Genomic DNA, 24677 nt, shown 5'->3' with positions numbered 1-24677 from the left:
AACAATCTCGCGTTAATCGCGGACCGGTCGGTGACAGGGGTAGCCATGAGTGCGATCAAAGTGGAGGGCGTCAGCAAGGTCTTCGCCGGCGCCGGTGGGCAGTCGATGGTCGCGTTGAGCGATGTCTCACTCGACATCGCCGACGGCGAGTTCGTCGTGCTGTTGGGCCCGTCCGGCTGTGGCAAGACGACGCTGCTGCGGATCATCGGCCAGTTGGAGAGCCCGACCGTGGGTCGGGTACGGCTCGACCACGGCGAGCGGCAGGAGAACGCCGACCGCCCGCTGGGCTTCGTCTTCCAGGAGGCCACCCTGATGCCGTGGCGGTCGACGGGAGCCAACGTCGCCCTGCCGCTGGAGATGGCCGGCGTCGGCCGGCGCGAGCGCACGGAGAAGGTCCGGGAGATGCTGTCCCTGGTCGGGCTCCCCGACGCGGAGAACAAGCTCCCGCACCAGCTGTCCGGCGGCATGCGGCAGCGGGTCTCCATCGCCAGGGCGTTGGCACACGACCCGCAGGTGCTGCTCATGGACGAGCCGTTCGGCGCCCTGGACGCGCAGACCCGCGACATGATGAACGCGGAGTTGCAGCGCATCTGGCTGGAGAACCGCAAGACGGTCGTCTTCGTGACGCACTCCGTCTCCGAGGCGGTGTTCCTGGCCGACCGCATCGTGATGCTGGGGACCAAGCCCGGGCACATCCACTCCATCACCGAGGTGACGCTGCCCCGGCCGCGCACCCTCGCGATGACCGAGTCCGCCGAGTTCCGCGCCCTCGCCACCGAGCTGCGTCGGCAGATCGGCGAGGTGCAGCAGGACAACGACATTCGACCCGCCGTCTCGGCCTGAGCAGCACTTGAGGTGTCGCACGTGACCACTACAGATCAGCGCCACCCGGCGCCGACGACGTCTTCCGGACAACAGCTCCGCCCCCCGCCGCCGACCCTGTCGCAGCGGCTGCGCAACAACCGCTGGTTGTCCTTCTACACCAGCCCCCTGCTGATCGCGTTGTTCCTGGTCGCCTGGAAGGTGTACGTCGAGGTCACGGACCTGTCCCGGTTCGTGCTGCCGGCACCGGAGGCGGTGTTCAAGTCATTCATCGAGCAGATCACCGACCCGTTCGTGTGGCAGACGCACATCTGGACGACCTTCTACGAGGTCATGATGGGCCTGGCGTTGGCCATCGTCCTGGGTGTCGGGCTCGGCCTGATGATCGGCAAGTCGCCGCTGTTCGACCGGATCGCCCGCCCGTTCATCGTCGCCACCCAGGTGGTGCCGAAGGTCGCGCTGGTGCCCCTGTTCATCCTCTGGCTGGGCTTCGGCCCGTCGTCGAAGGTGGTCATGGCGGCGCTGCTGGCCTTCTTCCCGCTGCTGATCAACACCTCGTTCGGCGTCCGCTCCGTGCCGGGCTCCATGCACGACCTGATGACGACCCTGAAGGCGTCGCGCTGGGAGCGGTTCTGGCGGGCCGACCTGCCGTACACGATGCCGTTCATCCTGGCCGGCATGGAACTGGCGGTCGTCCAGGCGACCATCGGCGCGATCGTCGGCGAGTACCTCGGCGGTGACAAGGGCCTCGGCCGGTACGCCGTCAACCTGCAGAACGGTCTCCAGGTGGACAAACTGTTCGGCGCCATCCTGATCATGGCGTTGTTCGGCTTCACCCTCTACAGCGTCGTGACCGGTGCCCGCCGGCTGCTGATCCCCTGGCACGAATCCGTGCAGCCCCGCCGCACCCCCTGACGGGCCGCGCTCCACACCCACCCCCACCTCCGATCCATGGTCGGCGCCGCGACGCGGCGCGGGCAGGTCCCTCCTTGCCTCTATCCGTCGCACCTTCTCCATTCCCCCCTCGGCACCGGGAGATATTCATGAAAAACGACCGTTCCATCGGCGCGCCGGTTTCACGGCGCTCGTTCCTCCGGGCCAGCACCACAGCAGGGCTCCTGCTGCCCACTGCCGGCGGCATGACCTTGCTGCTCACTGGCTGCGGCGGCGACGACAACAAGGTCAACGCCGACGGCAGCCTCTCCGGCTCGTACATGACCGCGTCCGGCATGACGCTGAGCTTCGTGGAGACGATGGTCGCCAAGGAGCGCGGCTTCTTCTCCGAGTACGGCCTGAACCTGGACATCAAGGGTGGGCAGGGCACCGCCACGGCCATCCAGGCGGTGCTCGGTGGTTCGGCCGACCTGACCCGGGCCAACGGCATCAACGCGATCATCGCGGTGGCCAACGAGCAGGCGCCGTTCATCAGCATCGCCAGCGTGCGGCAGAAGTCGCAGTTCGAGGTGGTGTCCCTGCCGAACAAGCCGATCCGCAATCCGGCCGAGCTGGCCGGGCGCACCTGCGGCATCGTGTCCACCGGCGGCGCCACCGAGAACCTGCTCGACGTCATGCTGATCAACGCGGGGGTCAACCCCAAGTCGGTGAAGCGTCCGGTCACCGGTGTCGGCACCGCCGCGTACGAGTTGGCCCGCAAGGGCCAGGTGGACGCCTGGATCTGCGTCAACACCGACCGGGCCACCATCCAGAAGGATGTCGGCGAGGTCGTCTTCTTCAGCACCGACGACTTCGCGCCGATGCCGTCGGACTCGTACAACACCAGTTCCAAGATGGTGGAGTCGGGCAGCGACATGCCGGTGAAGTTCCTCGCCGGCGTGCTCAAGGCCATCGAGTACGCCAGCAAGGAAGAGAACTGGGACCAGGTCATCACCGACCTGCGCAAGTACAACCCGGAGGCCGACCCTGCCCAGGCGCGCACCGAGCTGCCGCTGCTGGTGGAGAGCTGGCTGGCAGCCGGCCCGGACAAGGCCCTGCAGATGAACGACCAGACCTGGCTCAAGGGTCAGGAGAGCCTCATCAAGGCCAACCTGGTCAAGTCCGCCGCGCCGATCGACAAATTGATCAACGGCAGCTACCTCGAGCGCGCGAGGAACCTGTGACGGGCGGCCCGGCCGCCGCCAGCGCCGCCTCGGCGGTGCTGGCGGCGGCCGCGGCCAGCGGCGTGCGGCGGCTGTGGTTCAACAGCGGCTCCGAGCTGACCTCGTTCCAGGAGGCCAGCGCGCAGGCCCGGCATCGGGGCGAGCCGACCCCGGAGGTCATCACCTGCCCGCACGAGCACGTCGCGCTCACCGCGGCGATGGGCGAGACGATGGTCTCCGGTCAGCCCTCCATGACCGCGGCCCACGCCGACCTCGGCCTGCTGCACCACGGCGGCGCCATCCACAACGCCATGTGGGGCGACCACCCCATCATGATCATGTCGGGTTATCCGCCCACCCGGACGGAGTCGCGTAACTCGCCGGTGTTCTGGAAGCAGCAGCGCTGGGACCAGGGCTCGATCGTGCGGCAGTACGTCAAGTGGGACTACAAGCTGTCCGCCCTCGACGACGCCGCCCTGGTCGTGGCGCGTGGCCTCCAGGTGGCACTCGCGCCCCGGCGGGGCCCCGTCTACCTGGCGATGCCCGAAGAGGTGGGCCGGTACCCGATCCCGGTCGGTAACCCGGTCCCCAGCGCCCAACGGCTCGGCATCCCGACCCTGGGACCGGGCGACCCGGGCGTGGTCAGCGAGGTGGCCCGCCGCCTCACGACCGCCCGGCGGCCCGTCATCGTCACCGACCGCGTCGGCGTCAACCCGCACGCCGTGACGTTGTTGGCCGAGTTGGCCGACACCCTCGGCGTGGAGGTGCGCGCCACCCGCTACCGGATGAACCTGCCCGACGACAACCCGTGGCACACCAACGCGCCACTGGACGAGTTCGACGTCGTCGTCGTGCTGGACCACCCGGTGCCCTGGATGCCCGCGGTGGAACGACCACGCGACGACGCCTGGATCGGCTGGGCGGGACCTGACCCGATCGAGGGCCGCGTCCCCCTGTACGAACTGCGCGCCGACGCCCGTACCACCGCCGACCCGGCGGCGTTCCTCGCAGCCGTCCTGGCCGAGGTCGGCGCCGCAGGTCCGGGCGACGCCGACGCCGTGCGCCGACGGCGGCAACAGCCGCGCACCGCTGCGGCGGCCCGGGCCGCCGGCGGCGGAGCGGTCTCCGGCGCACCCACGCCGGCGCTGATCGCCGCGGCGCTGGATGAGCACCTGCGCCCCGACGACCTGCTGACCTGGGAGGTGTTCGACACCGCGCCGATCCGCCGGACGAAGCCGGGCACCCTCTTCGAGAAGGGTGGGTCCAGCCTCGGCTGGTCGGTGGCGGCGGCGACCGGCGCCAGCATGGCCGCCGGCGGCGCCCACGCGGTGGCGGTGACCGGAGACGGCTCGTACCTGTTCGGCTCGCCGGACTCGTGCCTGTGGTTGCAGCAGCAGCACGACGCCCCGGTGGTCACCGTGGTCGTCAACAACGGCGGCTACCGCACCGGCACGACCACGCTGGCCGCGCACTACCCGGACGGCCTGGCCGTCACCGAACCCACGGTGATCGGCGGGCACCTCACCCCGTCGCCGGACTTCGCCGCGCACGCCCGCTCACAGGGCTGCTACGGCGAGCGGGTGGTCGCCGCAGCCGACCTGACCGCGGCCCTGGACCGGGCCCGCACGGCGGTGGCGCGGGACCGCGTCCCGGCCGTACTGGACGTCTGGGTGCCCGAGCACCTCACCGGGTCGATGGACCCGGGACGCCGGGCGCGCTCGGCTCACGACGAAAGGAACACCGATGGCTGATGTCTTTTCGCCCATCGACGGCCAGGTCCTGACCCACGTCGCGCCGGCCTCGCCGGCCGACGTGGACGCCGCCGTCCGGGCGGCACGCGCCGCCCAACCGGCGTGGGCCCGCCGTACCGGCAGCGACCGGGGCCGGATCCTGCACGCGGTCGCGGATCTCATCGAGGCCCGGGTCGACGAGCTGTCCGAGACCGAGACCCGCAACACCGGCAAGATCCTCAGCGACACCCGGCGGGAGGTCCTCCGGGCGGCCGGCAGCTTCCGCTACTACGCGGGCTGGGCCGAGCAGGTTCGTGGTGAGACCATCCCGGTCGGACCGGAGTACCACACCTACACGGTGCCCGAGCCGCACGGCGTCGTCGCCGGCGTCATCCCGTGGAACGTGCCGTTCTTCTTCGCGGCCAAGAAGATCGCCCCGGCGCTCGCCTTCGGCAACGCCTGCGTGCTCAAACCGGCCGAGGAGACGCCGTTGACCGCCCTGCGGCTGGGCGAGCTGCTGGCCGAGGCGGGCGTGCCGGAGGGTCTGGTGCGGGTGCTGCCGGGCGGTCGGGAGACCGGCGTGGCGCTGGTGTCGCACCCGGACGTCGACCTGATCGTGTTCACCGGCCACCACGACACCGGAAAGGCCATCGCCCGTTCGGCGGCGGCCAACCTCACCCCGGTGGCGTTGGAGTTGGGCGGCAAGTCGCCGCAGATCCTCTTCCCCGACGCCGACCTGGATCGGGCGGTCGACGCCGTGGTGCTGGGCGTCTTCGCCTCCTGCGGGCAGATGTGCATCGCCGGTTCGCGGCTGGTCCTGCACGAGTCCATCTACGACGAGGTCCTCGACCGGGTGGCCGAGCGGGTGCGGGCGCTGCGGGTGGGCGACCCGTTCGACAAGCAGACGGACCTGGGTCCGCAGATCACCGCGGCGCAGCGGGACAAGACGGCGGCGTTCATCGCCGAGTCCAGCGGCGTGGGTCGGCTGGTCGCGCAGGCCGCCCTGCCCGACACCGAGCGGCTGCGCAACGGCTTCTACGTACCGCCGACGGTGTTCGACCGGTTGGACGACGATGCCCGCCTGCTGCGTGAGGAGGTCTTCGGGCCGGTCCTGGCGGTGTCGTCGTTCCGCGACGACGCCGACGCCCTGCGGCTGGCCAACGACACCGAGTTCGGCCTGGCGGCGGGCGTCTGGACCGCCGACATCGCCCGGGCGCACCGGTTCGCCGGGCAGGTGCGGGCGGGCACGGTGTGGATCAACACGTACCGGGTGCTGTCCGACCTGGTGCCGTTCGGCGGTGTCGGCCTGTCCGGGTACGGCCGCGAGAACGGCACCGAGGCGGCCCGGCTCTACCTGCGCCCGAAGTCGGTGTGGACCTCGCTGACCAGCGGCACCCCCCAGGGGTACGGAATGGGAGGCGCGGGTGCGGCAGGCTGACCGCCCGGCCGAGCCACCGGCCGACGCGCCAGCCGACGACAGAGGCCGCGGCGGTCTCGCGTTGCTGCGGGACCGCCGCTTCGGCCCGTACTTCTTCGGGTCGCTGGCGTCGAACACCGGCACGTGGTTCCAGAACGTCGCGGCGATCCTGACCATCTACGCGCTGACCCGCTCGGCGTTCATGGTGGGTCTGGTGACCGCCCTGCAGTTCGCCATGCAGTTGGTCCTCGCCCCGGTGATCGGGGCGTTGGCCGACCGCGTGGACCGGCGGCTGCTGATCATCGTGGGGCAGACGCTGGGTGGTTCCGCCGCCGCGGTGCTCGCGCTGCTGGCGTTCCTGGACGCGTTGAACCCGGGGCTGCTGCTGACGTTCATCGGGTTGTCCGGGGTGGGTCAGGCGATCACAGGCCCGGCCGCGCAGGCGCTGGTGCCCAACATCGTCGGACGGGCCGACGTGCCCCAGGCGATCGCCCTGCACTCGCTGACGTTCAACCTGTCGCGGGCCATCGGCCCGGTGGCCGGTGCGGCCACGTACGCGGTGGCCGGCGCCGGTACGGCGTTCGCCGTCAACGCCGCCAGCTTCCTGGTGTTCGCGCTGGCGCTGACCGGTGTGCGGCTGCCCCGCGCCGACCGGGCCGGGGGGCGCGGTCGGCTGGGCGTGTTCGGCGGGGTCGCCTATGTGCGGCACCGACCCGAGTTGGTGCGGTGCCTGGTCGCCGTGGCCCTGATCGGGTTGGCGATGGAGCCGATCAACACGTTGTCCCCGCTGTTCGCGGAGAGCTTCGGCGGCGGCGACCTGCTGGTGGGTGTGTTCATCACCTTCTTCGGTGTCGGCTCGGCGTTGATCGCCATCTGGGTGGGCCGGCTGCGGCGCTCGGTGGGCAGCGGCCGGACGGGCGCGGTCGGCGTGGCCGCGCTGGGCGTCGGGATGGTGGTGCTGGCGGTCAGCCCCGGACCGGTGCTGGCCACGGTGGGCATCGCCGTGGGCGGGGCCGGCTACCTGCTGGCCGTGAGCGACGTCAACGCCACGATGCAGGAGGGACTGTCCGACGCGGTACGCGGCCGGGTGATGGCGCTGTGGTCGATGTGCTTCCTCGGTATCCGGCCGGGCGCGGCGATGCTGCACGGCTGGCTGGGGGACACGTTCTCGGCACCTACCGGCGCGTTCGTCGCGGCGGCGTCCGCGGTGGCCGCCGCGGTGGTCCTGCGCGGTCGGCTGACCCGGCGTCGTTCGGCCACCGGGCCTGTCCGGCAGGGGTGACAGGCGTTGCCGTTGACCCCGAACCTCATCACAATCTATTCTGCTGAGCGAAACATCGTTCGCTTGAAGCGAACGAGCCGAGTTGGGGAGGCCCAGTGCACGACGGACCGCTGACCGGACTCCGTGTCATCGACGCCTCGACGATCCTGGCCGGCCCACTGTGCTGCCAGATCCTCGGCGACTTCGGAGCCGACGTCATCAAGGTCGAACACCCCGTCGCCGGTGACAGCATGCGCGGACACGGCCACGCCAAGGACGGCGTACCGCTGTGGTGGAAGGAGATCTCCCGCAACAAGCGCACACTCGGCCTCAAGCTGTCCGCGCCCGAGGGCGCCGACCTGCTGCTCCGCCTGGCCGCCACCGCCGACGTGCTGGTGGAGAACTTCCGCCCCGGCACGCTGGAACGGTGGGGGATCGGCCCGGAGCAACTCCACGAGGTCAACCCCGGCCTGGTCATCGTGCGTATCTCCGGCTTCGGCCAGCAGGGCCCGTACGCCAAGCGGCCCGGCTTCGGCACCCTCGCCGAGGCGATGAGCGGCTTCGCCCACCTGACCGGCGACGAGAACGGCCCGCCGACGCTGCCGGCGTTCGGCCTGGCCGACAGCATCTGCGGCATCGCGGCGTCCTCGGCCACGATGGTGGCGCTGTTCGCCCGCGACCGCAACGGCGGCAAGGGTCAGGTCGTCGACATGAGCCTGCTGGAGCCGATCATGATGGCGGTCGGCCCCGGCCCCACCGTGTACGACCAGCTCGGCGTGGTCGAGCACCGGCACGGCAACCGGTCCACGAACAACTCCCCGCGCAACACCTACCGCACCAGGGACGGCGACTGGGTGGCGGTGTCCACCAGCGCGCAGTCCATCGCCGAGCGGGTGCTGCGCCTCGTCGGTCACCCCGAGGTCATCGACGAGCCGTGGTTCGCCTCCGGGCGGCAGCGGGCCGCGCACGCCGACCTGCTCGACGAGTACGTGGGCGGGTGGATCGCCGAGCGCACCCGCGACGAGGTCATGCGCGCCTTCGAAGAGGCCGGCGCCGCCGTCGCGGCCGTCTACACCGCCCGCGACATCGTCGCCGACGAACACGTCCAGGCCGCCGAGATGGTCGTCAAGGTGCCCGACCCCGACCTCGGCGAGGTCCTCATGCACAACGTGCTGTGGCGTATGTCCGACACGCCAGGCCGCATCCGTTTCACCGGCCGACCCCTCGGCGCCGACACCGACCACCTCCTCGTCAACGAACTCGGCTGCACCCCCGACACCGTCGCGGAGCTGCGCTCGCGGGAGATCGTGGCCTGACGGCCGCCACCACCGAAGGTAAGGATTGCCGTGACCACAACGAACATCACCCCCGACACCGGCACGGCCGCGCTCCTGGCCGCCGTCGACGCCGGAGTCCGGACGTACGACCTGGGTCGTCGCCTGAGCATCGGCATGCCGCAGTCGCCGAACCATCCGCCGTTCTGGCACGCCCTGCCCCGCCGGCACGGTGACGCGGTGCGCTCCGACGGCGGCTCCGCCGCCAACGACATCATCACCATGGGCACCCACGTCGGCACCCACGTCGACGCCTTCTCCCACGTCTCCCAGGACGGGCGGCTGTTCGACGGCTCCGACGCCTCCGACGCCGGACGCGGCGGCCGGTACGCCGAACTGGGCGCGCACACCATCGCCCCGATGGTCCGCCGGGGCGTGCTGCTCGACGTCCCGGCCGCCCTGGGCCAGCCCGACGGCTGCGACCCCGGCTACGAGATCACCCCGGCGGACCTGTCGGCCGCCGCCGACCGGCAGGGCACCCCGATCCGGCCGGGCGACGTGGTGCTGGTCCGCAGCGGCTGGGGCCGACTGTTCGACCACGAGGACCGCAACCGCTACATCGGGCTCACCACCGGCGTACCCGGCGTCGGCGAGGCCGGCGCCACCTGGCTCGCCGACCAGGGCATCCACGCCGCCGGGGCGGACACGATCGCCTTCGAGTGCCTGCGACCGGGCGCCGGGCACAGCGTCCTGCCCGCGCACCGCGTGCTGCTGGTCGAACGCGGCGTCTACATCATCGAGACGATGGCGCTGGAGGAACTGGCCGCCGACAACGTCCACGAGTTCCTGTTCGTCCTGTCGCCCCTGGCCATCTTCGGCGCCACCGGCTCGCCGGTCCGCCCCCTGGCGGTGATCGCCAATGGCTGAGCAGACCCTCGCCCGGCAACTGGCCGCCTTCGCCGCCCGCACCGGCGACGAACCGCTGCCCGAACGGCTCGCCACCAGCGTGCGCCAACGGGTGCTCGACATCCTCGGGCTGTGCGTGGCCGCGCACCGGCTGCCCACCAGCCGCGCCGCCCTGGACTACGTCGCCGACCAGGGCGGGCGCGCCCAGGCCCACGTCGTCGGGCTGCCCGACGCGGTGCCCGCCGCGCAGGCCGCGTTCGGCAACGGCGTCCTGGCGCACTCCCTGGACTACGACGACACCCACCTGCCCTCGGTGCTGCACCCCAGCGCCGCCGTGGTCCCGGCGGCCCTGGCCGCCGCCCAGGCCGCCGGCGCGGACGGCGTCGCGCTCACCAACGCGATCGCGGTCGGCATCGAGACGACCGTACGGCTGGGGATGGCCGGCTTCGACCCGGTGCTGAACAACTCGGTGTTCTTCGAACACGGCCAGCACGCCACCTCCATCTGCGGCGCGATGGGTGGCGCCGTGGCCGCCGGCATGCTGCTCGGCCTCGACGAGGACGGCCTGCTGGACGTCCTCGGGGTGACCGCCTCCATGGCCTCCGGGGTCATCGAGGCCAACCGGACCGGCGGCACCGTCAAGCGGCTGCACTGCGGCTGGGCCGCACACAGCGCCGTCACCGCCGCCGACCTGGTCCGGCGCGGCTTCACCGGACCACCCACCGTGCTGGAGGGCCGGTTCGGCTTCTTCACCGCCTTCCTGCGCGGCGAGGCCGACCACGACCAGGTCACCGACGGGCTCGGCGAGCGGTGGGCGGTGCCGGACATCTTCTTCAAGCCGTACCCCGCCAACCACTTCACCCACGCCGCCATCGACGCCGGCCTGGCCCTGCGCGCCCGAGGCGTGCCCGTGGACCGGATCACGCACATCGAACTGCGGGTACCCGCCGCGGTGATCCGCACCATCGGGGAGCCGATCGCCACCAAACGCGCCCCGGACACCGGCTACCAGGCCCAGTTCAGCGGCCCGTACGCGATCGTCGCCGGCCTGCTCGGCGGCGGCGGACTGGGCCTCGGGCTTGGCGACTTCACCGACGAGCTGGCCCGTGACCCGCAGCGCCGCGCGCTGATGGCCCGCGTGGACGTCGTCCCCGACGACGAGTGCAACGCGATCTTCCCGCACCAGTTCCCGGCCGTCGTGGCGGTACGCACCGACGACGGCCAGACGTGGCGCGAGGAGGTGCTGACCAACCGCGGTGGGCCGCAGCGGCCACTGTCCGACGCGGAACTGGCGTTGAAGTTCCGGGACAACGTCGCCGGGCGCGTCGCCCCGGACACCGCCGACCAGGTGGTCGCCGCGGTGCTCGGCCTCGCCGACGTCACCGACGTCAGCGACCTGCTGCGCCCCCTGACCCGACTACAGGCCGGCACCGGCGCCGACTGACGCCGTCACCGACTCGCTGTCCGCCAATCCCCAGGAGCACACCGTGGAACCTTTCGACCTCGTAGTGAAGAACGTCAGAGTGGTGCGGCACGACCAGGCCGAGCCGGCGGCGCTGGACATCGGCGTCCGCGACGGCCGCGTGGCCCACCTCGCGCCGTCGATCGACCCCACCGGCGCGAAGGCCGTCGTCGACGGTGGCGGCAAGCTCGCCTTCCCCGGCGTCGTCGACGCCCACCAGCACTGGGGCATCTACCACCCCCTGGCCGAGGACACCGCGACGGAGAGCCGCGCCTGCGCGCAGGGCGGCGTCACCTCCGCCATCAACTACATCCGCACCGGGCAGTACTACCTCAACCGCGGCGGACCGTACCGCGAGTTCTTCCCGGAGGTGCGCAGCGCCACCGACCAGAAGTCCTACGTCGACTTCGCGTTCCACGTCGCGCCGATGACCGCCGAGCACATCGACGAGATCCCCGAGCTGATCCGCGACCACGGCGTCACCTCGTTCAAGGTCTTCATGTTCTACGGTGGCCACGGCCTGCACGGCCGCTCCACCGACCAGAGCTCCTTCCTCATGATCCCGCCGGACGCCCGCTACGACTACGCGCACTTCGAGTTCGTCATGCGCGGCGTGCAGGCCGCCCGCGAGCAGTTCCCCGACCTGGCCGACGAGATCTCGCTGTCGCTGCACTGCGAGACGGCCGAGATCATGCGGGCGTACACCCGCCTGGTCGAGGAGGAGGGCAGCCTGACCGGGCTGGCCGCCTACAGCGCCTCCCGGCCGCCGCATTCCGAGGGCCTCGCGATCAGCATCGCCTCGTACCTCGCCCACGAGACCGGCCTGCCCACCATCAACCTGCTGCACCTGACGTCGGAGAAGGCCGTCGACGCGGCGCTGCGCATGGCCAAGGCGTTCCCGCACGTCGACTTCCGCCGCGAGGTGACCATCGGTCACCTGCTGGCCAGCATCGACACCGCGTACGGCCTCGGCGGCAAGGTCAACCCGCCGCTGCGTCCCCGCGAGGACGTGGAGGCGCTCTGGGGCCACCTGATCGACGGCCACCTCGACTGGGTCGTCAGCGACCACGCGTGCTGCCGCGCCGAGACCAAGTTCGGTGAGCCGGCCGACGACATCTTCGTCGCCAAGTCCGGCTTCGGCGGTGCCGAGTACCTGCTGCCGGGCCTGGTCAGCGAGGGCTCCAAGCGTGGCCTGTCGTACTCCCGGGTCGCCGAGCTGACCTCGTGGGCGCCGGCCCGCCGCTTCGGTCTGGCCACCAAGGGGGCCATCGCCGAGGGCCTGGACGCCGACTTCTGCCTGGTCGACGAGAACCACACCTGGACGGTACGGGCCGAGGAGTCGCTGTCGACGCAGGAGTACACGCCGTTCGAGGGCATGGAGTTGACCGCCCGCGTCACCGACACGTTCCTGCGTGGTGAGCAGATCCTGCGTGGCGGCGCCGTGGTCGGGCAGCCGCGCGGCCGGTACCTGGCCCGCCCCACCCGCCCGTGACGGCCGTCGGACGACCCCGGCCGACCGCCCGCAGCTACCTGTACGTGCCGGGGGACCAGCCGGACAAGGTGGCGCGTGCGGCGTCCCGGGGCGCCGACGCCTGCATCCTCGACCTTGAGGACTCGGTGGCGCTGCCGAACAAGACCACCGCCCGCGGCACCGTCGGCGTGTCCCTCGCCGACGGTGCCGCGGGGGTGCCCACCGCCCCGCAGTGGTGGGTACGCATCAACGCGGACACACCGGCGGCCGACATCGCCGCGGTGGTCGGCCCGCACCTGACCGGCGTGGTCGTGCCGAAAGCCGACGTCGACCTGCTGGCCGAGGTGCACCGGCTGCTCGGCGACGCCGAACGCGACAGTGGCCTCCCGGCCGGAGAGATCGCGGTGTTCGCGCTGCTGGAGACGGCCAGCGGCGTGCTGCGCGCCGAGGCCGTGGCCGCCGCCCCCCGGGTCGAGCGCCTGGGCCTGGGCGAGGCGGACCTCGCGGCGGAACTGCGGCTGCAACCCGGCCCGGACCGGGAGGAGTTGTGGCCGTACCGCTCGCGCGTCGTCCTGGCCTGCGCGGCGGTCGGCCTCGCCGCGCCGGTCGGCCCGACCGAGACGGCCCTGCGCGACCCGGAACGGCTCGAGGCCACCAGCCGGCTGCTGCTGCGTCAGGGATTCCGTGGCCGCACGGCGATCCATCCCGCGCAGGTGCCCGTCGTCAACCGGGTGTTCTCGCCGACGGCGGCCGAGATCGACGCGGCCCGCGACGTCGTCGACCGGCTGGCCGACGCCGAACGCAACGGCTCCGGGGTGGCGGTCGCCGCCGACGGGCGAATGATCGACGCCGCGGTCGCCCGCAGCGCGCGGGAGGTGCTGGACCGCGACGCGGCAGGCCGGTAGGCCGGCCGTCGTCGATTGAGTCTTCCCGGCCGGCCCCTGTGGTGGAGGGGTCGGCCGGGAAGAACCCGGACGGACCCTTGCTCCCTAAACATCATCATGTTTAGCATGTTAAAACTGGTGGTGGAGGGAGAACCGCATGACCGTCGCGCACCACCCGCTCTCCGTGCAGCGCTACACCTGCCCGGTGTTCACCTGCGAAGTGACCCTGGCCAGCCACGGACCACCGGCCACACCCTTCACCGAAGTGCAGCGGCGGCTACACGCACTGGACCGGCGCTACTCCCGCTTCCGCCCCGACAGCGAACTGTCCCAACTGAACGCCGCCGCCGGCCGATGGCACCCCATCTCCGCCGACCTGCACGCCATGCTCCGACACGCCCTGGCCGTCGCCGTCGCCAGCGCCAACCTCGTCAACGCGGCGATGCTGCCCCGGCTGCTCGCCGCCGGCTACGTACGCTCCTGGGCCACCGGCACCCTACCCACCGCCGCACCCACGACACCGACACCCGTGCCACCGCTGGCAGAGCTGCTGGAACTACGCGGCCACACCGCCCGCCTGGCACCCGGATACGGCGTCGACGTCGGCGCACTGGCCAAGGGCAGATGGGCCGACGACGTCGTGACCTGGCTCGGCCCCAATTCGGCAGCCAGCATCGGGGGAGACGTCACGTGCCGCGGCCCCGGCCCCAACGGCGACGGCTGGCCCGTCAACCTGCCCAACGGCCACGTGCTGTTGGTCTGCGACGGCGGCGTCGCCACCAGCGGCACCGGCAAACGCCGCTGGGGCACCGACGGCCACCACCTCATCGACCCGCGCACCGGGCAGCCCTGCGCCTCCGACATCACCCAGAGCACCGTCCTGGCCCGCACCGGCGCCTGCGCCGACTGGGTCGCCTCGGCGACGGTGATCGGCGGCAGCCCCGCAGCCGCGCACCTCAACGCCCGCGCCGACGTGCACCGCCTGTGGCTGACCCGAACGACCAACCCACCGATAGGGGAGCGGCGCCATGAACCCTGACCTCACCACCCGGGACCGCCTCGTCGAAACCCCCCGGTTCCGCGCCGCCTTCCGCCAGGTGCCCGCACCCGTGGCGATCCTGCTCGTGCCCGGCGGCGCCGCCGGCGTCACCGGCCTCACCTGCACCTCCGCCACCTCCCTGTCCGGCGAACCACCGATGGTGATGGTCGCCGTCGACACCAAGACTGGCCTCGCGCCGCTGGCCGAACAAGCCGGCCGGTTCAGCGTCAACTACCTCGCCGCCGACCGCACCGCCTGGGCCCGAGCCTTCGCCACCCGCGGCCGGGACCTCGACGACCTCGCCGCCGCCGTGGTCGCCGGCCGCACACCGGTACCCACCCTCGCCACCGGCACCACCGCCGTCCTCGAATGCCGCACCACCACCATCCAGCAGGGCGGCGACCACTGGATCCTCTGCGGCGAGGTGCTGCACGCCCGATCCCAGACCGACGCCGAGCCCTTGCTCTACCTCAACGGCCGCTACGGCACCTTCCACTCCGAGGCAGGACAATGACCCAACCACGGACCCACACCATCGACGCCGGCGGCTTCACCACCCGCTACTGGGAATGCGCGCCACCCGGACAACCCGACGGCACCGTCGTCCTCGTCCACGACGGCGCGTTCGGCGGCGACGCCATCGGCAGCTGGGCCAGCGTCATGCCCCTCCTCGCCACGCACTACCGGGTCCTCGCACCCGACATGCTCGGCTACGGCGACACCGACAAGGTCGTCTACCTGGACCGCTCGCCGTACTCCTTCCGCACCGACCACCTCGCCGCGTTCTGCGCCGCCCTCGACGTCGACGCCGCCCACTTCGTCGGCCAGTCCTTCGGCGGATCCCTCCTGCTGCGCGCACTCGCCACACCCGCGCCCACCCTGCCAGCCCTGTCCGCGGTGAGCATCTGCGGCACCGGCGGCCCCTGGCGCTCCACCAAGGGCACCACCGAACTCGGCCAGTTCGACGGCACCGAACAGGACGTCCGCCGCCTCGTCGCCCTCATGACCGACGACTACGCCGGCTTCGACGACACCGTCGGCGTCCGCTACGCCAACACCCGCAAACCCGGCCACGTCCAGGCGTGCCTGGCCCCCCGCCTACGCCACCCCACACTGCCCAAGCCCGGCCCCGACGACTGGCCAGCCCCCCTGCGCGACACCCCCGTGCCGATCCTGGTCGTCGAGGCCACCCGCGACGACCTCCTCGAACCGGACTGGGGCCGACACCTCGAAAACCTGTCCCCGCAGGTGCACGTGCACCGCATGGACGCCCGACACGCACCGAACCTCGACCAACCCGAAGCCCTCGCCACCCTCCTGCGAACCTTCTTCACCCGGGGGAGAAGCACCCCATGAGCACCCTGCTGTTCCTGCACGACGCGGACGTCCTCCCCGGACCGGTCGGCGCCCTCACCCTCCTCGCCGACGACCTCGACGTCGTCGTACCCCGACACCCCGGCTTCGGCACACCACTGGACGACACCGCACAGGAGTGGGACAGCGTCGCCGACCTCGCCCAGCACTACCTGGCCGGCCCCGTCACCGACCTGACCAACGGCCCCGTCCACCTCGCCGGCGCGGGCTTCGGCGGCTGGATCGCCCTGGAGATGGCGGTACGCGCACCCCACCTGTTCGCCTCACTCACCCTCGTCTCCCCGTACGGGGTGAAACTGTCCGGGGTGACCGAACCCGACTTCGCCGACATCCTCCTGCTCGACCCCACCGAGATCGTCGACCTGGGCTGGGCCGACCCCACCGCCTGCCACGACCTGCGCATGCCCGGCTTCCCAACCGGCCTCACCGACGACGAGTACGAACGGGCCTTCGCCGACCGGGCCGCCCTGTCCCGGTACGCCTGGAAACCCTTCCTGCACGATCCCCGACTACGCCGATGGCTGCACCTGGCCACCATGCCCACCCTCGTGCTCGCCGGCACCCACGACCGGCTGGTACCGCCACGACACAGCGCCGCGCTGGCCGACCTCCTGCCCTGCGCGCGCTTCGTCGAGCTGCCACACGCCGGGCACTACTCGTACCTGGAGCGCCCCGACGAATTCCACCGGCTGCTCCGGTCCTTCCTGATCGGAGAGGCCCCGTGAAGCTCTACCACTTCACCGAAATGCCCTACCCGTTCGTCGCACCCGAGGCCGAAGAGGCCAACCGCGGCCTCAAATACTTCATGCCCAACCGCTACTACGACCCCGTCCTCGGCCACGAGCTCTACCAGCGCTACCTCGACGAGTACGAACTCGCCGACGAACTCGGCTTCGACCTGATGGTCAACGAACACCACCAGTCCGCCTCCACCCTGCAGGTCTCGGCCACCCTCAGCGCCGCCTCCGTCCTGCACCGCACCCGACGCGGCCGGGTCCTCGTGCTCGGCACCCCACTGCCGCACCGCGAAAGCCCCATCCGCGTCGCCGAGGAGATCGCCTACCTGGACTCGGTCAGCGGCGGCCGCATCGACTGCGGCTTCGTCCGCGGCGTCCAGGGCGAGACGTTCCCCTCCAACCAGAACCCCGTGCACAACCTGGACATGTTCATCGAAGCCCACGACCTGATCAAAAAAGCGTGGACCAGCGGCGACGTCTTCTCCTGGGAGGGCCGCCACTACCACTACCGGTACGTCAGCGTCTGGCCCCGCCCGTACCAACAGCCACACCCACCGATCTGGATCAGCGGCACCTCGACCCGACTCGTCGAATGGACCGCCCGCCACGGCTACACCCTGTGCAACCTGCTCGGCACCTACGACGACACCGCGACCTCGTTCCGGCTCTACCGCCGAACGGCCGTCGCCGCAGGCCTTCCCGAACCCGGCCCGGACCGGTTCGCCTACATGGCCCTGTGCCACGTCGCCCCGACCGAGGAGAAAGCCCGCGAGATCGGCCGCAAACTCATGTACTACCTCAAGCCCGGAAACCTGCGCCTCGGCGCCGCCAGCCCACCCGGCTACTTCCCACCGGCAGCCGCCGTGGCCGCGCTCCAGGGCCGCCTCGGCGCCGTACGCCGAATGAGCTACGAAGACCTCATCGACGCCGGCATCCTGCTCATCGGCACCCCCGACCAGGTCACCGCACAGATCCACCGCCTCTACGAGCAGACCGGCGCCGGACACCTCATCCTGATGAACCACGCCGGCGACATGACCAGCAACGAGGTACGCGACCACCTCACCCTGTTCGCCAGGGAGGTCATGCCCGCCGTCAGCGCCCTCGGCACCGACTGGCGCGACCAGGACACCACCTGGCGCGTCGACCAGGACCGCACACCGGTACAGGCGGTGCTGTCCAGCGCACTGTCCTGACCGGCGTCACCACCAGCCGATCACCTCGTCGTGCAGACCGGCGTAGTCGCGTTCGAGGTGATCGGCCAGGGCGACCATGTGCGCCCGCATCAACGTCTCCGCCGCAACCCCGTCGCCGTCGGCGATCGCCGCCGCGACCGCCTGATGCTCACGCCGCACGTCCTCCCACCGCTCCGGACGACGCTCAGCCGCGACGACCCGCTCGGTGTAGATCTCCTTCAGCGCCCGACCGAACAGATCCAGCACCCCATTGCCCGACAACCCCGCCACCACACCGTGGAAACGCTGCATCACCGCCAGGTAGCTGGCCTCGTCGCGCTCCTCCAACGTGGCGTGCTCCCGCATCGACTCCGCCAACTCACGCAGGTGCGCGGCATCGCGCCGCTCGGCCGCCAACCGGGCCATCAACGGCTCCATGATTACGCGCGCCTCGACCAGCTCACCGAACCGGGTCCGGCCCATCTGCATGAACAGCGCCATCGTCCGACCGAACGTGTGCGGATCGACCGACCCGACGATCGGCCCACCACCACGACCCGGCCGCACCCGCACCAGACCGTTGATCTCCAGAATCCGCAGCGCCTCCCGCAGGGTGCCACGACTGACCCCGTACGCCTGCAGCATCTGCGCCTCGGTCGGCAGCGCCGCCCCGGCCGACAGCCCCTGATCGACGATGTCCTCCAGGATCTGCCGGGCCACCAGCTCACCCATCTTCGCCGCGTGCTGGCGGAACCGCGGGGTCGGCTGGGCCTCAGACATGACCCGATCCTACGGGCCCACGATCTTGCCGCCGGCGACGACTTCGCCGCCGGTCGACGGGGGAGCGCCCGGTCATTCCCGAGCTCCCGGCGTACGTGTGCACCCCTCCGACGGTCACGCCGACTCCGGGTTCAGCTCGGCTCCCGTCTGCAGACAGATCAGCGCCGTCGGGATGCACACCTCCCAGGGCTCGTCCACGGCGACCTCCTCACCCGGGCGGTCGAGAGCGTCACCGATCAGATCCTCGATCGGCGGGTACGGGTTCCCACCGCCGCGCCAGGGACGCGGCGTCAGCGCCGGGATCTGCGAGGTCTCCAGGTACCGCCCGACCGCGTGCTCGTAACCGGCTCGCACCGGCACCGTCACCCGAGCGGCACCGGCCTGCAAAAACGCCTCATGAACCCCGTCCGAGCTGGTCCGGGTCCGTAACGTCACCCACCGCTCCCGACCGGCCCACTGGTACGGGTAGAACAGGTAGACCATGTTCTCCCACTCGAAGAGATCCTCACCGAACTGGATCTGGTCCGCCTCCGCGCTGATCTCGACACGGTCGATACGAGGCGCGTCGTCGGCCGGGAACGTCAGACCGCCGAACTGGTCGAACTCGTGGCCGAAAAGCACACTCTGACAGGCCCGTTTCAACTCCACCTGCTCGACCCGCCGGTTCACCTCCGCCGGCTGCTCGGACCGGTACACCGCCCGAGCCAACCGCAGACGCTGGTCATTCTCGTACGCCGCCACCTGCGCCAGATAGCTGGCCCGGATCGCCTCGTACGCCCGCAACCGCCACGCCTCGTACGCGGCGGCGGTGCGCTCGCAACGCACCCGCACCACCACCGTGAGCCCGCCACGCTGATCGGCGCTGATCCCGACCGGCAGCGCCCCGGGAAGCACCTGGTCCAGCGACACAATCATCCGGCCGTCACCACCGTCGCTGCTGCTGACCCGCTTCTCACCGATCGCGATCTGCACCGCCTGCGGAGGGCTGCCCTCCTCCACGGTGTACTCACCCTCCACCAGCCCCCACGTCGTGGTCACGTACGCCTCGGTCGCCTGGTAACCGGCCGGCACCGGCACCTCACCGACATACGAGCTGTAGCCCCACTCCGGCTGCGACTTGTCCGTGGAGTTGCGGGGATAGTCGAACGGGCGAGCCGGCGGATCGGCGAACGTGATCGTGGCCGACACCTCCGGCTCGGGCGGTGGTTCGACGCCGACCACATCCCAGCGCGCCGCCTTGTCGGCGTAGTTCTCCTCGTTCAGATCAGCCACGTCGAGGAACCAGCCGGCCGGCTTCGCGACCGCACCCTCATCAGTGCTCAACTGCGCCAGGTAAACCAGCACAGCCGCCGGCTCCGGCACCACGAACTGCAGCAGCAACCGCTCCCCGTAGTTGTAGACCTGCGCCTGGTCGACCTTCGTGAGCCAGCGGTACACGCCGGTGATGTTCACCGACCCGTCGCCGTTGTCGAACCGGTGCTCGTTGGTCTCGGTCACCCGCGTCGTGCTGGTGATCGAGCGACGCTCGGACACCTCGCTGCGCAGCAACTCCGACGCCCGCTCGGTCAGGGTCTTCGAGTACGACACCGCCGAACTCATGCTGCTCGCGGTGGTCGTGGACCGGTCGGCGTTGATGTCCACACCAGCCTGGACCGGGCCGAAACCACCGGAGACGCTGACCCCCAACGACGTCGACGTGCTCTGGGTCGCCGCGGTGGTCAGCGCCCGGTCCAGGCTGTTCTGCTCCGTGGTCTCCAACTCCTGCGTGGTCTCGGCGATCGACTGCGTCGACGTGGTGACCGACTCCCGGGTGCTGGTGTCGACCACGTGGGTCCGCCCGCGCACCTCGCTGGCCAGCACGTTCTCCACATGCGAGATCTCACCCAACTCGTAGCGCAGATGCGCGGTACGAATGACCATGAGGTCACCCCGGCCGACGACCCGCGCCTGCGCGCCCAGCACCGGCACACGCGGCGGTACGTACTCGATGTCGTCACCGATGGGCACGCTCTCCACCTGCCGTCCCGAGTCCGCCGCGTCGACCCGCCGGTCCACACGACGGCGGGCAGCCTCCCGCTCGGCGTCGAACAGCGTGCGCAGCGCGCGCAGCGTGACGGTGGCCGCAACGCCCAGCTCGCCGGCGGCGCGCGACGTCGCCTCGATGGCCGGGCCAAGGTCGGCGAAGCCGGCCGCCCGCACGTCGGCGAGCGTTGGATCGGGGGAACCGGTGACACGCGCCCGGCTGAGCATCCGCCCGACGTGCACCGCCAACTCGGCGAATTGATCGGCAAGTCCGATGTCGGCGTCGACCTGCGGCGCCGGCTTCGGCGCGGACGGCAACTCCAGGTCCCGGCCACCGACCAACGAGCGGACCAGGCACGCGTCCTCGGCGGCACTGTCAGCGAGACGGACCAGCGTGACACCACGCAGCAGACGCAGAAGGACACCCGACACCACGCCACGCGGCCGGCCCAGGAACCGACCGAGCGCCGTCATGTCCACAGCCCAACGCGTAAGGACGGCCACCGAACCCCCGAACTGTTCCGAGGTCACCTGCCGCTCGGCCGCCCACTCGGCGATGACCCGACGCACCTTCCCGACAGTGAGCCGCGAATCGATCTCGGCCCGCCGCACCAGAGCCACGACCAGACGACCGAGATCCTCGACCGCGTCGTCCTGCTCTCTCCTGCGCGCCGCGTACAACGCCCAGGCCTGCTTCACATCGCGGCTGGTCACCGCGTTGCGGACCGGCGGCGACCAGTCGTCGCGGAAGTCGAGGACCGGCCCGATCACCGTCGGTCCGGCGGTACAGGCACCGTCCTCAGCGCCCGCGGGCTCACCCACCCGACGCACCTGCACGAAACGGAGCACAGCCTCTGGTGTCACCGGCATGGCCGATCCTCCCGTCAAAGTTGAGGCAGACGCAGCGCGGTCGGCATGCCGTAGCCGTCGACGTGGCTGTTGAGTCGTCGCACAAGTTCGTTCCAGGCCCCGAGCGCCTCCGGGGTCGAGGCCAACGCCCTCTGCCACTCGTCGTCCCGCAGCGCGACCACCAGCTCGGCCAGGGTCCGCTGGTCGAACGCGACGACCGGCTCGGCCACCCGAGCGATGTCGGTCAGGGGAAACGGCCCCACGGGCGCGCCGTACTTCGACGTGTAGTCCTGCGCCCGCGCCGCGAAGTCGTAGTCGGCCTCTTCCACGACGGTCGGGACCACCCGGTTACCCCAGCGGTCCAACCGGGTCATCCCGCCCATCATCCGTCCGGCATACAGGTCGGTCAGCGCGTGGTCCCTGGGGGAGAGCAGGTGCAGATTGCCCGGCTCACTCGCCCCGGTCAGCATCGACAGCCGACTGCTCCACACATCCTCGTCGAGCTTCCTGCGCAACGTCCGAACCCAACGCTGCAACTCCCTGATGAACCTCTGAGGTCTCGCGTGCTCCCACTCATACACACGGATCGCCACGTTCCGCGCCGACGGGAGCCCCATGGCCATCTCGAACAGCTCATCCCGGGACAGCCGGAAGTACGGATCACGGCCGTACCGGCTGCGCATGTCCAGCGGATCCCCGCGCGGCGTGGTCGCACTACGACCGTGGCGATCCCACAACCGCTGGAGCTCGACGGTGTCGCCGGTCAGGATCCGCTCGTCCTCCAGCCGCGCCGCGAGCTCCCACCGCGCCTGCGCCACCGTCCGATCCCGAGGCGGCCCCTTCTCGAACGAGAAGCGGTAGATCGGGGCGTCCCCGGTCGAGATCATGTGGGCGATCTGCACCTCGGACATCAACAGGTCGGGGTCGTAGTCCCAGGCGTGCACCTCGTCGAGACTGCGCACCTGCAACTCCCGGAACAGCTCCGGACCTCGCGCGGTCAACGGGATCTCCCGATCCCACAACCGCGACGCCACGACCATGCCGATCGAGCGGTGACCCCGGCTGGTCACCGCCGCGCCGTACGCCGGGTAGCGCGGAACCGGGCCGACCGGAGCGTTCATCGGAGTGACGTTCAGATCCTCGGGCAACTCGACGTGGAAACCCTCGTGGTACCGGTACGACCCGTAGGACACCCCACCGTCGAACGGCGTCGCGACCGTCCGGAAATCGGCGTACGAACGCCGCAACGCGTCGATGTAGCGCGCGGGGTCCGACGTGCGCAGCAGCGTCGCGGACGCCTCCCCGAGCAGCGCGTCGACCACACCGGCCAGCAACGACCCCTGGGGCGCACCGGCCAGGAACCCCTCCATCGAGATCGTCGGGAAGTCCCGACGCGTCGCCTCGAAGGCGTGCTGCACGAAGCCGGACCGAAGGCAGACGCCGGACGGATCGACCAACTGCTCGACATCGCGCAGGAACGCCAGCGGCGCGACATCCGGCCGCAGGAGCGCCCGAACCTGCGGCGTCACACGCTGGTGCTGGCCCACCAACGCGAGCCGCTCCGGGACAGACAGGCCGTCGCCGCCCGGCACACGCGTCATGGCGCACGTCCCTCGACGCGTTCGACAAGCGAACGGGCCAACACCACATCGTCGGGCACCACCGCCTCCGCCGCCTCGCGCAGACGCCGACCGGAATCATCGCCGAGGGTCGTGACGCGCCGACCCGAGGCCAGCAACGAGCCAACCATCCGCTCGGCAACCTCGGGAACCACCACACCCCCGAGGGTGATCGCCGCCTCCAGGCCGCCCATCGGCTCGCCGTAGAGGTCCTTCCCAGTCAGCACGTACGCCCCGACGCTGCCCAGATCACGCAGGTCGTACATGACCTGCACGGGTGGGAACGGAACGAACTCGCCAACCGCCACGGCGACATGGACGATCTCCTCGATCGTCGCCGGCCGCGCCTCCAACTGCGCCTCGGTGTCGACGTCACCGTCGGCGACCATCAGCGGCACGTCGTCGACGTGCGTCACGATCTTCTCCCGGTACTGCACGACACCCCCGATGTCCGATCCGCCGGCCACGCCGAGGGGCAGGTCCACCAACACCCGCACGTCCTTCGTGCGGACCACTGTCAACCGGAAGCACGGCGCGAAAGGCGCGGTCGTCGCCGGCGGCTCGACCGACACCTCACCGTCCGCGTCCAGAAAATCGAGCCGATAGGCGAAGCGGTCCTCCGCGCTCGCCGGATCGACACGCAGACGAATCGGCACGGGTGCGCTCTCCGGCAGCCCGCCGAGCCACTGCACGTACGTGTCGAGCAGACCCGTCAACACCGCGAACACGGCGTCATCGACGACCTTTGCCGCTTCGACCAACCAATCCGGCTGCCAACTCCACGGGGCTCCCCGGGGCAGCCGGCGCAGATCCGGCTTCATCAACACCAGGTCCACCCCGTCCGCACGGGTCTCCTGCACGGCAACCGGCCGCGGCTCGTCGAGCGCCCGAACCAGGGCCACCGCGTTCGCGACGACGTCCGGCTCCAGCAGCGGTACGGGACGCAACGGCGCGCCGAGCGGCGGCAGCGTCATCGGGTGACGGTGCCGCTCGAACTCGAAGCGCAACGCCTGATCACAGGTGACCCTGCCGTCACTCGGACGGTAGGCCGCCCGGACGGCACCCAGAGCCACCTCGCCCAGCAGCGGTCGCTGCTCGAACCTGACGCCGGGTGCCGCGGCGACCCGCAGCGACATCGCACCCCAGTGGAAGATCATCGATGTGTCAGTCGCCGGGTCGCCCGCCGCATCGGTGATACCGAAGCCATGCGCCGGCGCGAACGCGTAGCCGTAGGGGAGTGGCTCGTACTCGACCGGCGCCCGCCCCGACGGAAACGTGACGGTCTGCACCGCATCCCGGATCCTGTGCTCGACGGTCAGGTCGAAGGCCAGGGGAGAAGCGGTCGCGAAGTCCAGCACCGTCACGGCAGACACGTCGAGTGGACGGCCCAGCGAGGCGGCCGTCGCCACCTCGTAGAACCAGCCGGGCAGGTAGACGATGGAGAGGTTGTCCGGGCCGAGATACCGCACGTGCAGCACATTGCTCATGGCATCGACGCACACGAACGCCGGGTCGACCGGAGACCCGCGGCACAGCTCCATCCATCGCCCGCCGACGTGGTCCGGAGCGTCTATCGCCAGCCAGGCGTCCGCCAGCAGGCCGTTCAGATGCTGAACGGCAGATCCGGCGGCCTCAAGTTTGGCGACGTCCACCATGGCAGGAGGCTAGTGCCTCGTCATGCGGCCTTGAACGGGTAATCGGGATGGCGGATCTTGGAGTTGATCGCGTATCCGGTTTTGGGTTGGGCGTGTTGGTTGCG

General features: G+C 70.9%; 20 protein-coding genes. 16 read left to right on the top strand and 4 right to left on the bottom strand.

Annotation, left to right across the window (positions count from 1 at the left end):
- The first annotated feature begins 45 nt into the window (after nucleotides 1-45).
- The 16 genes from ABZ780_RS20015 (at nucleotide 46) to ABZ780_RS19940 (ending at nucleotide 17669) form a co-directional block, all read left to right on the top strand.
- Complete coding sequence (locus ABZ780_RS20015; RefSeq protein WP_357001050.1) at nucleotides 46-843, top strand: ABC transporter ATP-binding protein; 798 nt, start codon at nucleotides 46-48, stop codon at nucleotides 841-843.
- A gap of 21 nt (nucleotides 844-864) precedes the next feature.
- Nucleotides 865-1737 carry an ABC transporter permease gene (locus tag ABZ780_RS20010; RefSeq protein WP_357001046.1) on the top strand — a complete coding sequence of 291 codons (873 nt, stop codon included), beginning with the start codon at nucleotides 865-867 and terminating at the stop codon, nucleotides 1735-1737.
- Between the two features lie 128 nt (nucleotides 1738-1865).
- On the top strand, nucleotides 1866-2939 hold the full coding sequence (locus ABZ780_RS20005) for an ABC transporter substrate-binding protein (protein WP_357001044.1): 1074 nt from the start codon (nucleotides 1866-1868) through the stop codon (nucleotides 2937-2939).
- The gene (locus ABZ780_RS20000; protein WP_357001042.1) at nucleotides 2936-4669 is read left to right on the top strand and encodes a thiamine pyrophosphate-dependent enzyme; all 1734 of its coding nucleotides are present in this window, start codon (nucleotides 2936-2938) and stop codon (nucleotides 4667-4669) included. The genes ABZ780_RS20005 and ABZ780_RS20000 overlap by 4 nt, the downstream gene beginning before the upstream one ends.
- The gene (locus ABZ780_RS19995; RefSeq protein ID WP_357001040.1) at nucleotides 4662-6086 is read left to right on the top strand and encodes an aldehyde dehydrogenase family protein; all 1425 of its coding nucleotides are present in this window, start codon (nucleotides 4662-4664) and stop codon (nucleotides 6084-6086) included. Before ABZ780_RS20000 ends, ABZ780_RS19995 begins: the two co-directional genes overlap by 8 nt.
- Complete coding sequence (locus ABZ780_RS19990) at nucleotides 6073-7347, top strand: MFS transporter (RefSeq protein ID WP_357001037.1); 1275 nt, start codon at nucleotides 6073-6075, stop codon at nucleotides 7345-7347. The genes ABZ780_RS19995 and ABZ780_RS19990 overlap by 14 nt, the downstream gene beginning before the upstream one ends.
- 95 nt (nucleotides 7348-7442) lie before the next feature.
- Nucleotides 7443-8642 (top strand): CoA transferase, encoded by a 1200-nt coding sequence (locus tag ABZ780_RS19985; RefSeq protein WP_357486966.1) that lies wholly within the window; start codon nucleotides 7443-7445, stop codon nucleotides 8640-8642.
- 30 nt (nucleotides 8643-8672) lie between these two features.
- Nucleotides 8673-9527 (top strand): cyclase family protein, encoded by an 855-nt coding sequence (locus ABZ780_RS19980; protein ID WP_357486964.1) that lies wholly within the window; start codon nucleotides 8673-8675, stop codon nucleotides 9525-9527.
- Nucleotides 9520-10950, top strand: a complete 1431-nt coding sequence (locus ABZ780_RS19975; protein ID WP_357486963.1) for an MmgE/PrpD family protein — start codon at nucleotides 9520-9522, stop codon at nucleotides 10948-10950. The genes ABZ780_RS19980 and ABZ780_RS19975 overlap by 8 nt, the downstream gene beginning before the upstream one ends.
- Nucleotides 10951-10993: 43 nt before the next feature.
- Nucleotides 10994-12460, top strand: coding sequence for a dihydroorotase family protein (locus ABZ780_RS19970; protein ID WP_357486961.1), 1467 nt, complete (start codon nucleotides 10994-10996; stop codon nucleotides 12458-12460).
- Nucleotides 12457-13344 (top strand): CoA ester lyase, encoded by an 888-nt coding sequence (locus ABZ780_RS19965; RefSeq protein ID WP_357486960.1) that lies wholly within the window; start codon nucleotides 12457-12459, stop codon nucleotides 13342-13344. The genes ABZ780_RS19970 and ABZ780_RS19965 overlap by 4 nt, the downstream gene beginning before the upstream one ends.
- 136 nt (nucleotides 13345-13480) lie before the next feature.
- On the top strand, nucleotides 13481-14362 hold the full coding sequence (locus ABZ780_RS19960) for an FAD:protein FMN transferase (RefSeq protein WP_357486959.1): 882 nt from the start codon (nucleotides 13481-13483) through the stop codon (nucleotides 14360-14362).
- Nucleotides 14352-14876 (top strand): flavin reductase family protein, encoded by a 525-nt coding sequence (locus ABZ780_RS19955; protein ID WP_357486957.1) that lies wholly within the window; start codon nucleotides 14352-14354, stop codon nucleotides 14874-14876. The genes ABZ780_RS19960 and ABZ780_RS19955 overlap by 11 nt, the downstream gene beginning before the upstream one ends.
- Nucleotides 14873-15718, top strand: coding sequence for an alpha/beta hydrolase (locus ABZ780_RS19950; RefSeq protein ID WP_357486956.1), 846 nt, complete (start codon nucleotides 14873-14875; stop codon nucleotides 15716-15718). The genes ABZ780_RS19955 and ABZ780_RS19950 overlap by 4 nt, the downstream gene beginning before the upstream one ends.
- On the top strand, nucleotides 15715-16461 hold the full coding sequence (locus ABZ780_RS19945) for an alpha/beta hydrolase (protein WP_357001017.1): 747 nt from the start codon (nucleotides 15715-15717) through the stop codon (nucleotides 16459-16461). Before ABZ780_RS19950 ends, ABZ780_RS19945 begins: the two co-directional genes overlap by 4 nt.
- Entirely contained in the window at nucleotides 16458-17669 is a 1212-nt protein-coding gene (locus ABZ780_RS19940) for an LLM class flavin-dependent oxidoreductase (protein WP_357486955.1), read from the top strand. The genes ABZ780_RS19945 and ABZ780_RS19940 overlap by 4 nt, the downstream gene beginning before the upstream one ends.
- A gap of 6 nt (nucleotides 17670-17675) precedes the next feature.
- On the opposite strand, the gene ABZ780_RS19935 is transcribed toward ABZ780_RS19940, so the two are convergent.
- The 4 genes from ABZ780_RS19935 to ABZ780_RS19920 all read right to left on the bottom strand — a co-directional run bounded on the left by ABZ780_RS19935 (nucleotide 17676) and on the right by ABZ780_RS19920 (nucleotide 24573).
- Nucleotides 17676-18428 carry an FCD domain-containing protein gene (locus ABZ780_RS19935; protein ID WP_357486953.1) on the bottom strand — a complete coding sequence of 251 codons (753 nt, stop codon included), beginning with the start codon at nucleotides 18426-18428 and terminating at the stop codon, nucleotides 17676-17678.
- A 114-nt stretch (nucleotides 18429-18542) separates the two neighbouring features.
- The gene (locus ABZ780_RS19930; RefSeq protein ID WP_357486951.1) at nucleotides 18543-21320 is read right to left on the bottom strand and encodes a hypothetical protein; all 2778 of its coding nucleotides are present in this window, start codon (nucleotides 21318-21320) and stop codon (nucleotides 18543-18545) included.
- A gap of 14 nt (nucleotides 21321-21334) precedes the next feature.
- Complete coding sequence (locus ABZ780_RS19925) at nucleotides 21335-22900, bottom strand: hypothetical protein (RefSeq protein ID WP_357486949.1); 1566 nt, start codon at nucleotides 22898-22900, stop codon at nucleotides 21335-21337.
- Entirely contained in the window at nucleotides 22897-24573 is a 1677-nt protein-coding gene (locus ABZ780_RS19920; RefSeq protein ID WP_357486947.1) for a hypothetical protein, read from the bottom strand. The genes ABZ780_RS19925 and ABZ780_RS19920 overlap by 4 nt, the downstream gene beginning before the upstream one ends.
- Nucleotides 24574-24677 lie beyond the last annotated feature (104 nt).

This window comes from Micromonospora sp. NPDC047467, assembly GCF_040643095.1.
Lineage (GTDB): Bacteria > Actinomycetota > Actinomycetes > Mycobacteriales > Micromonosporaceae > Micromonospora.
This window is presented reverse-complemented; position numbering and strand designations above follow the sequence as displayed.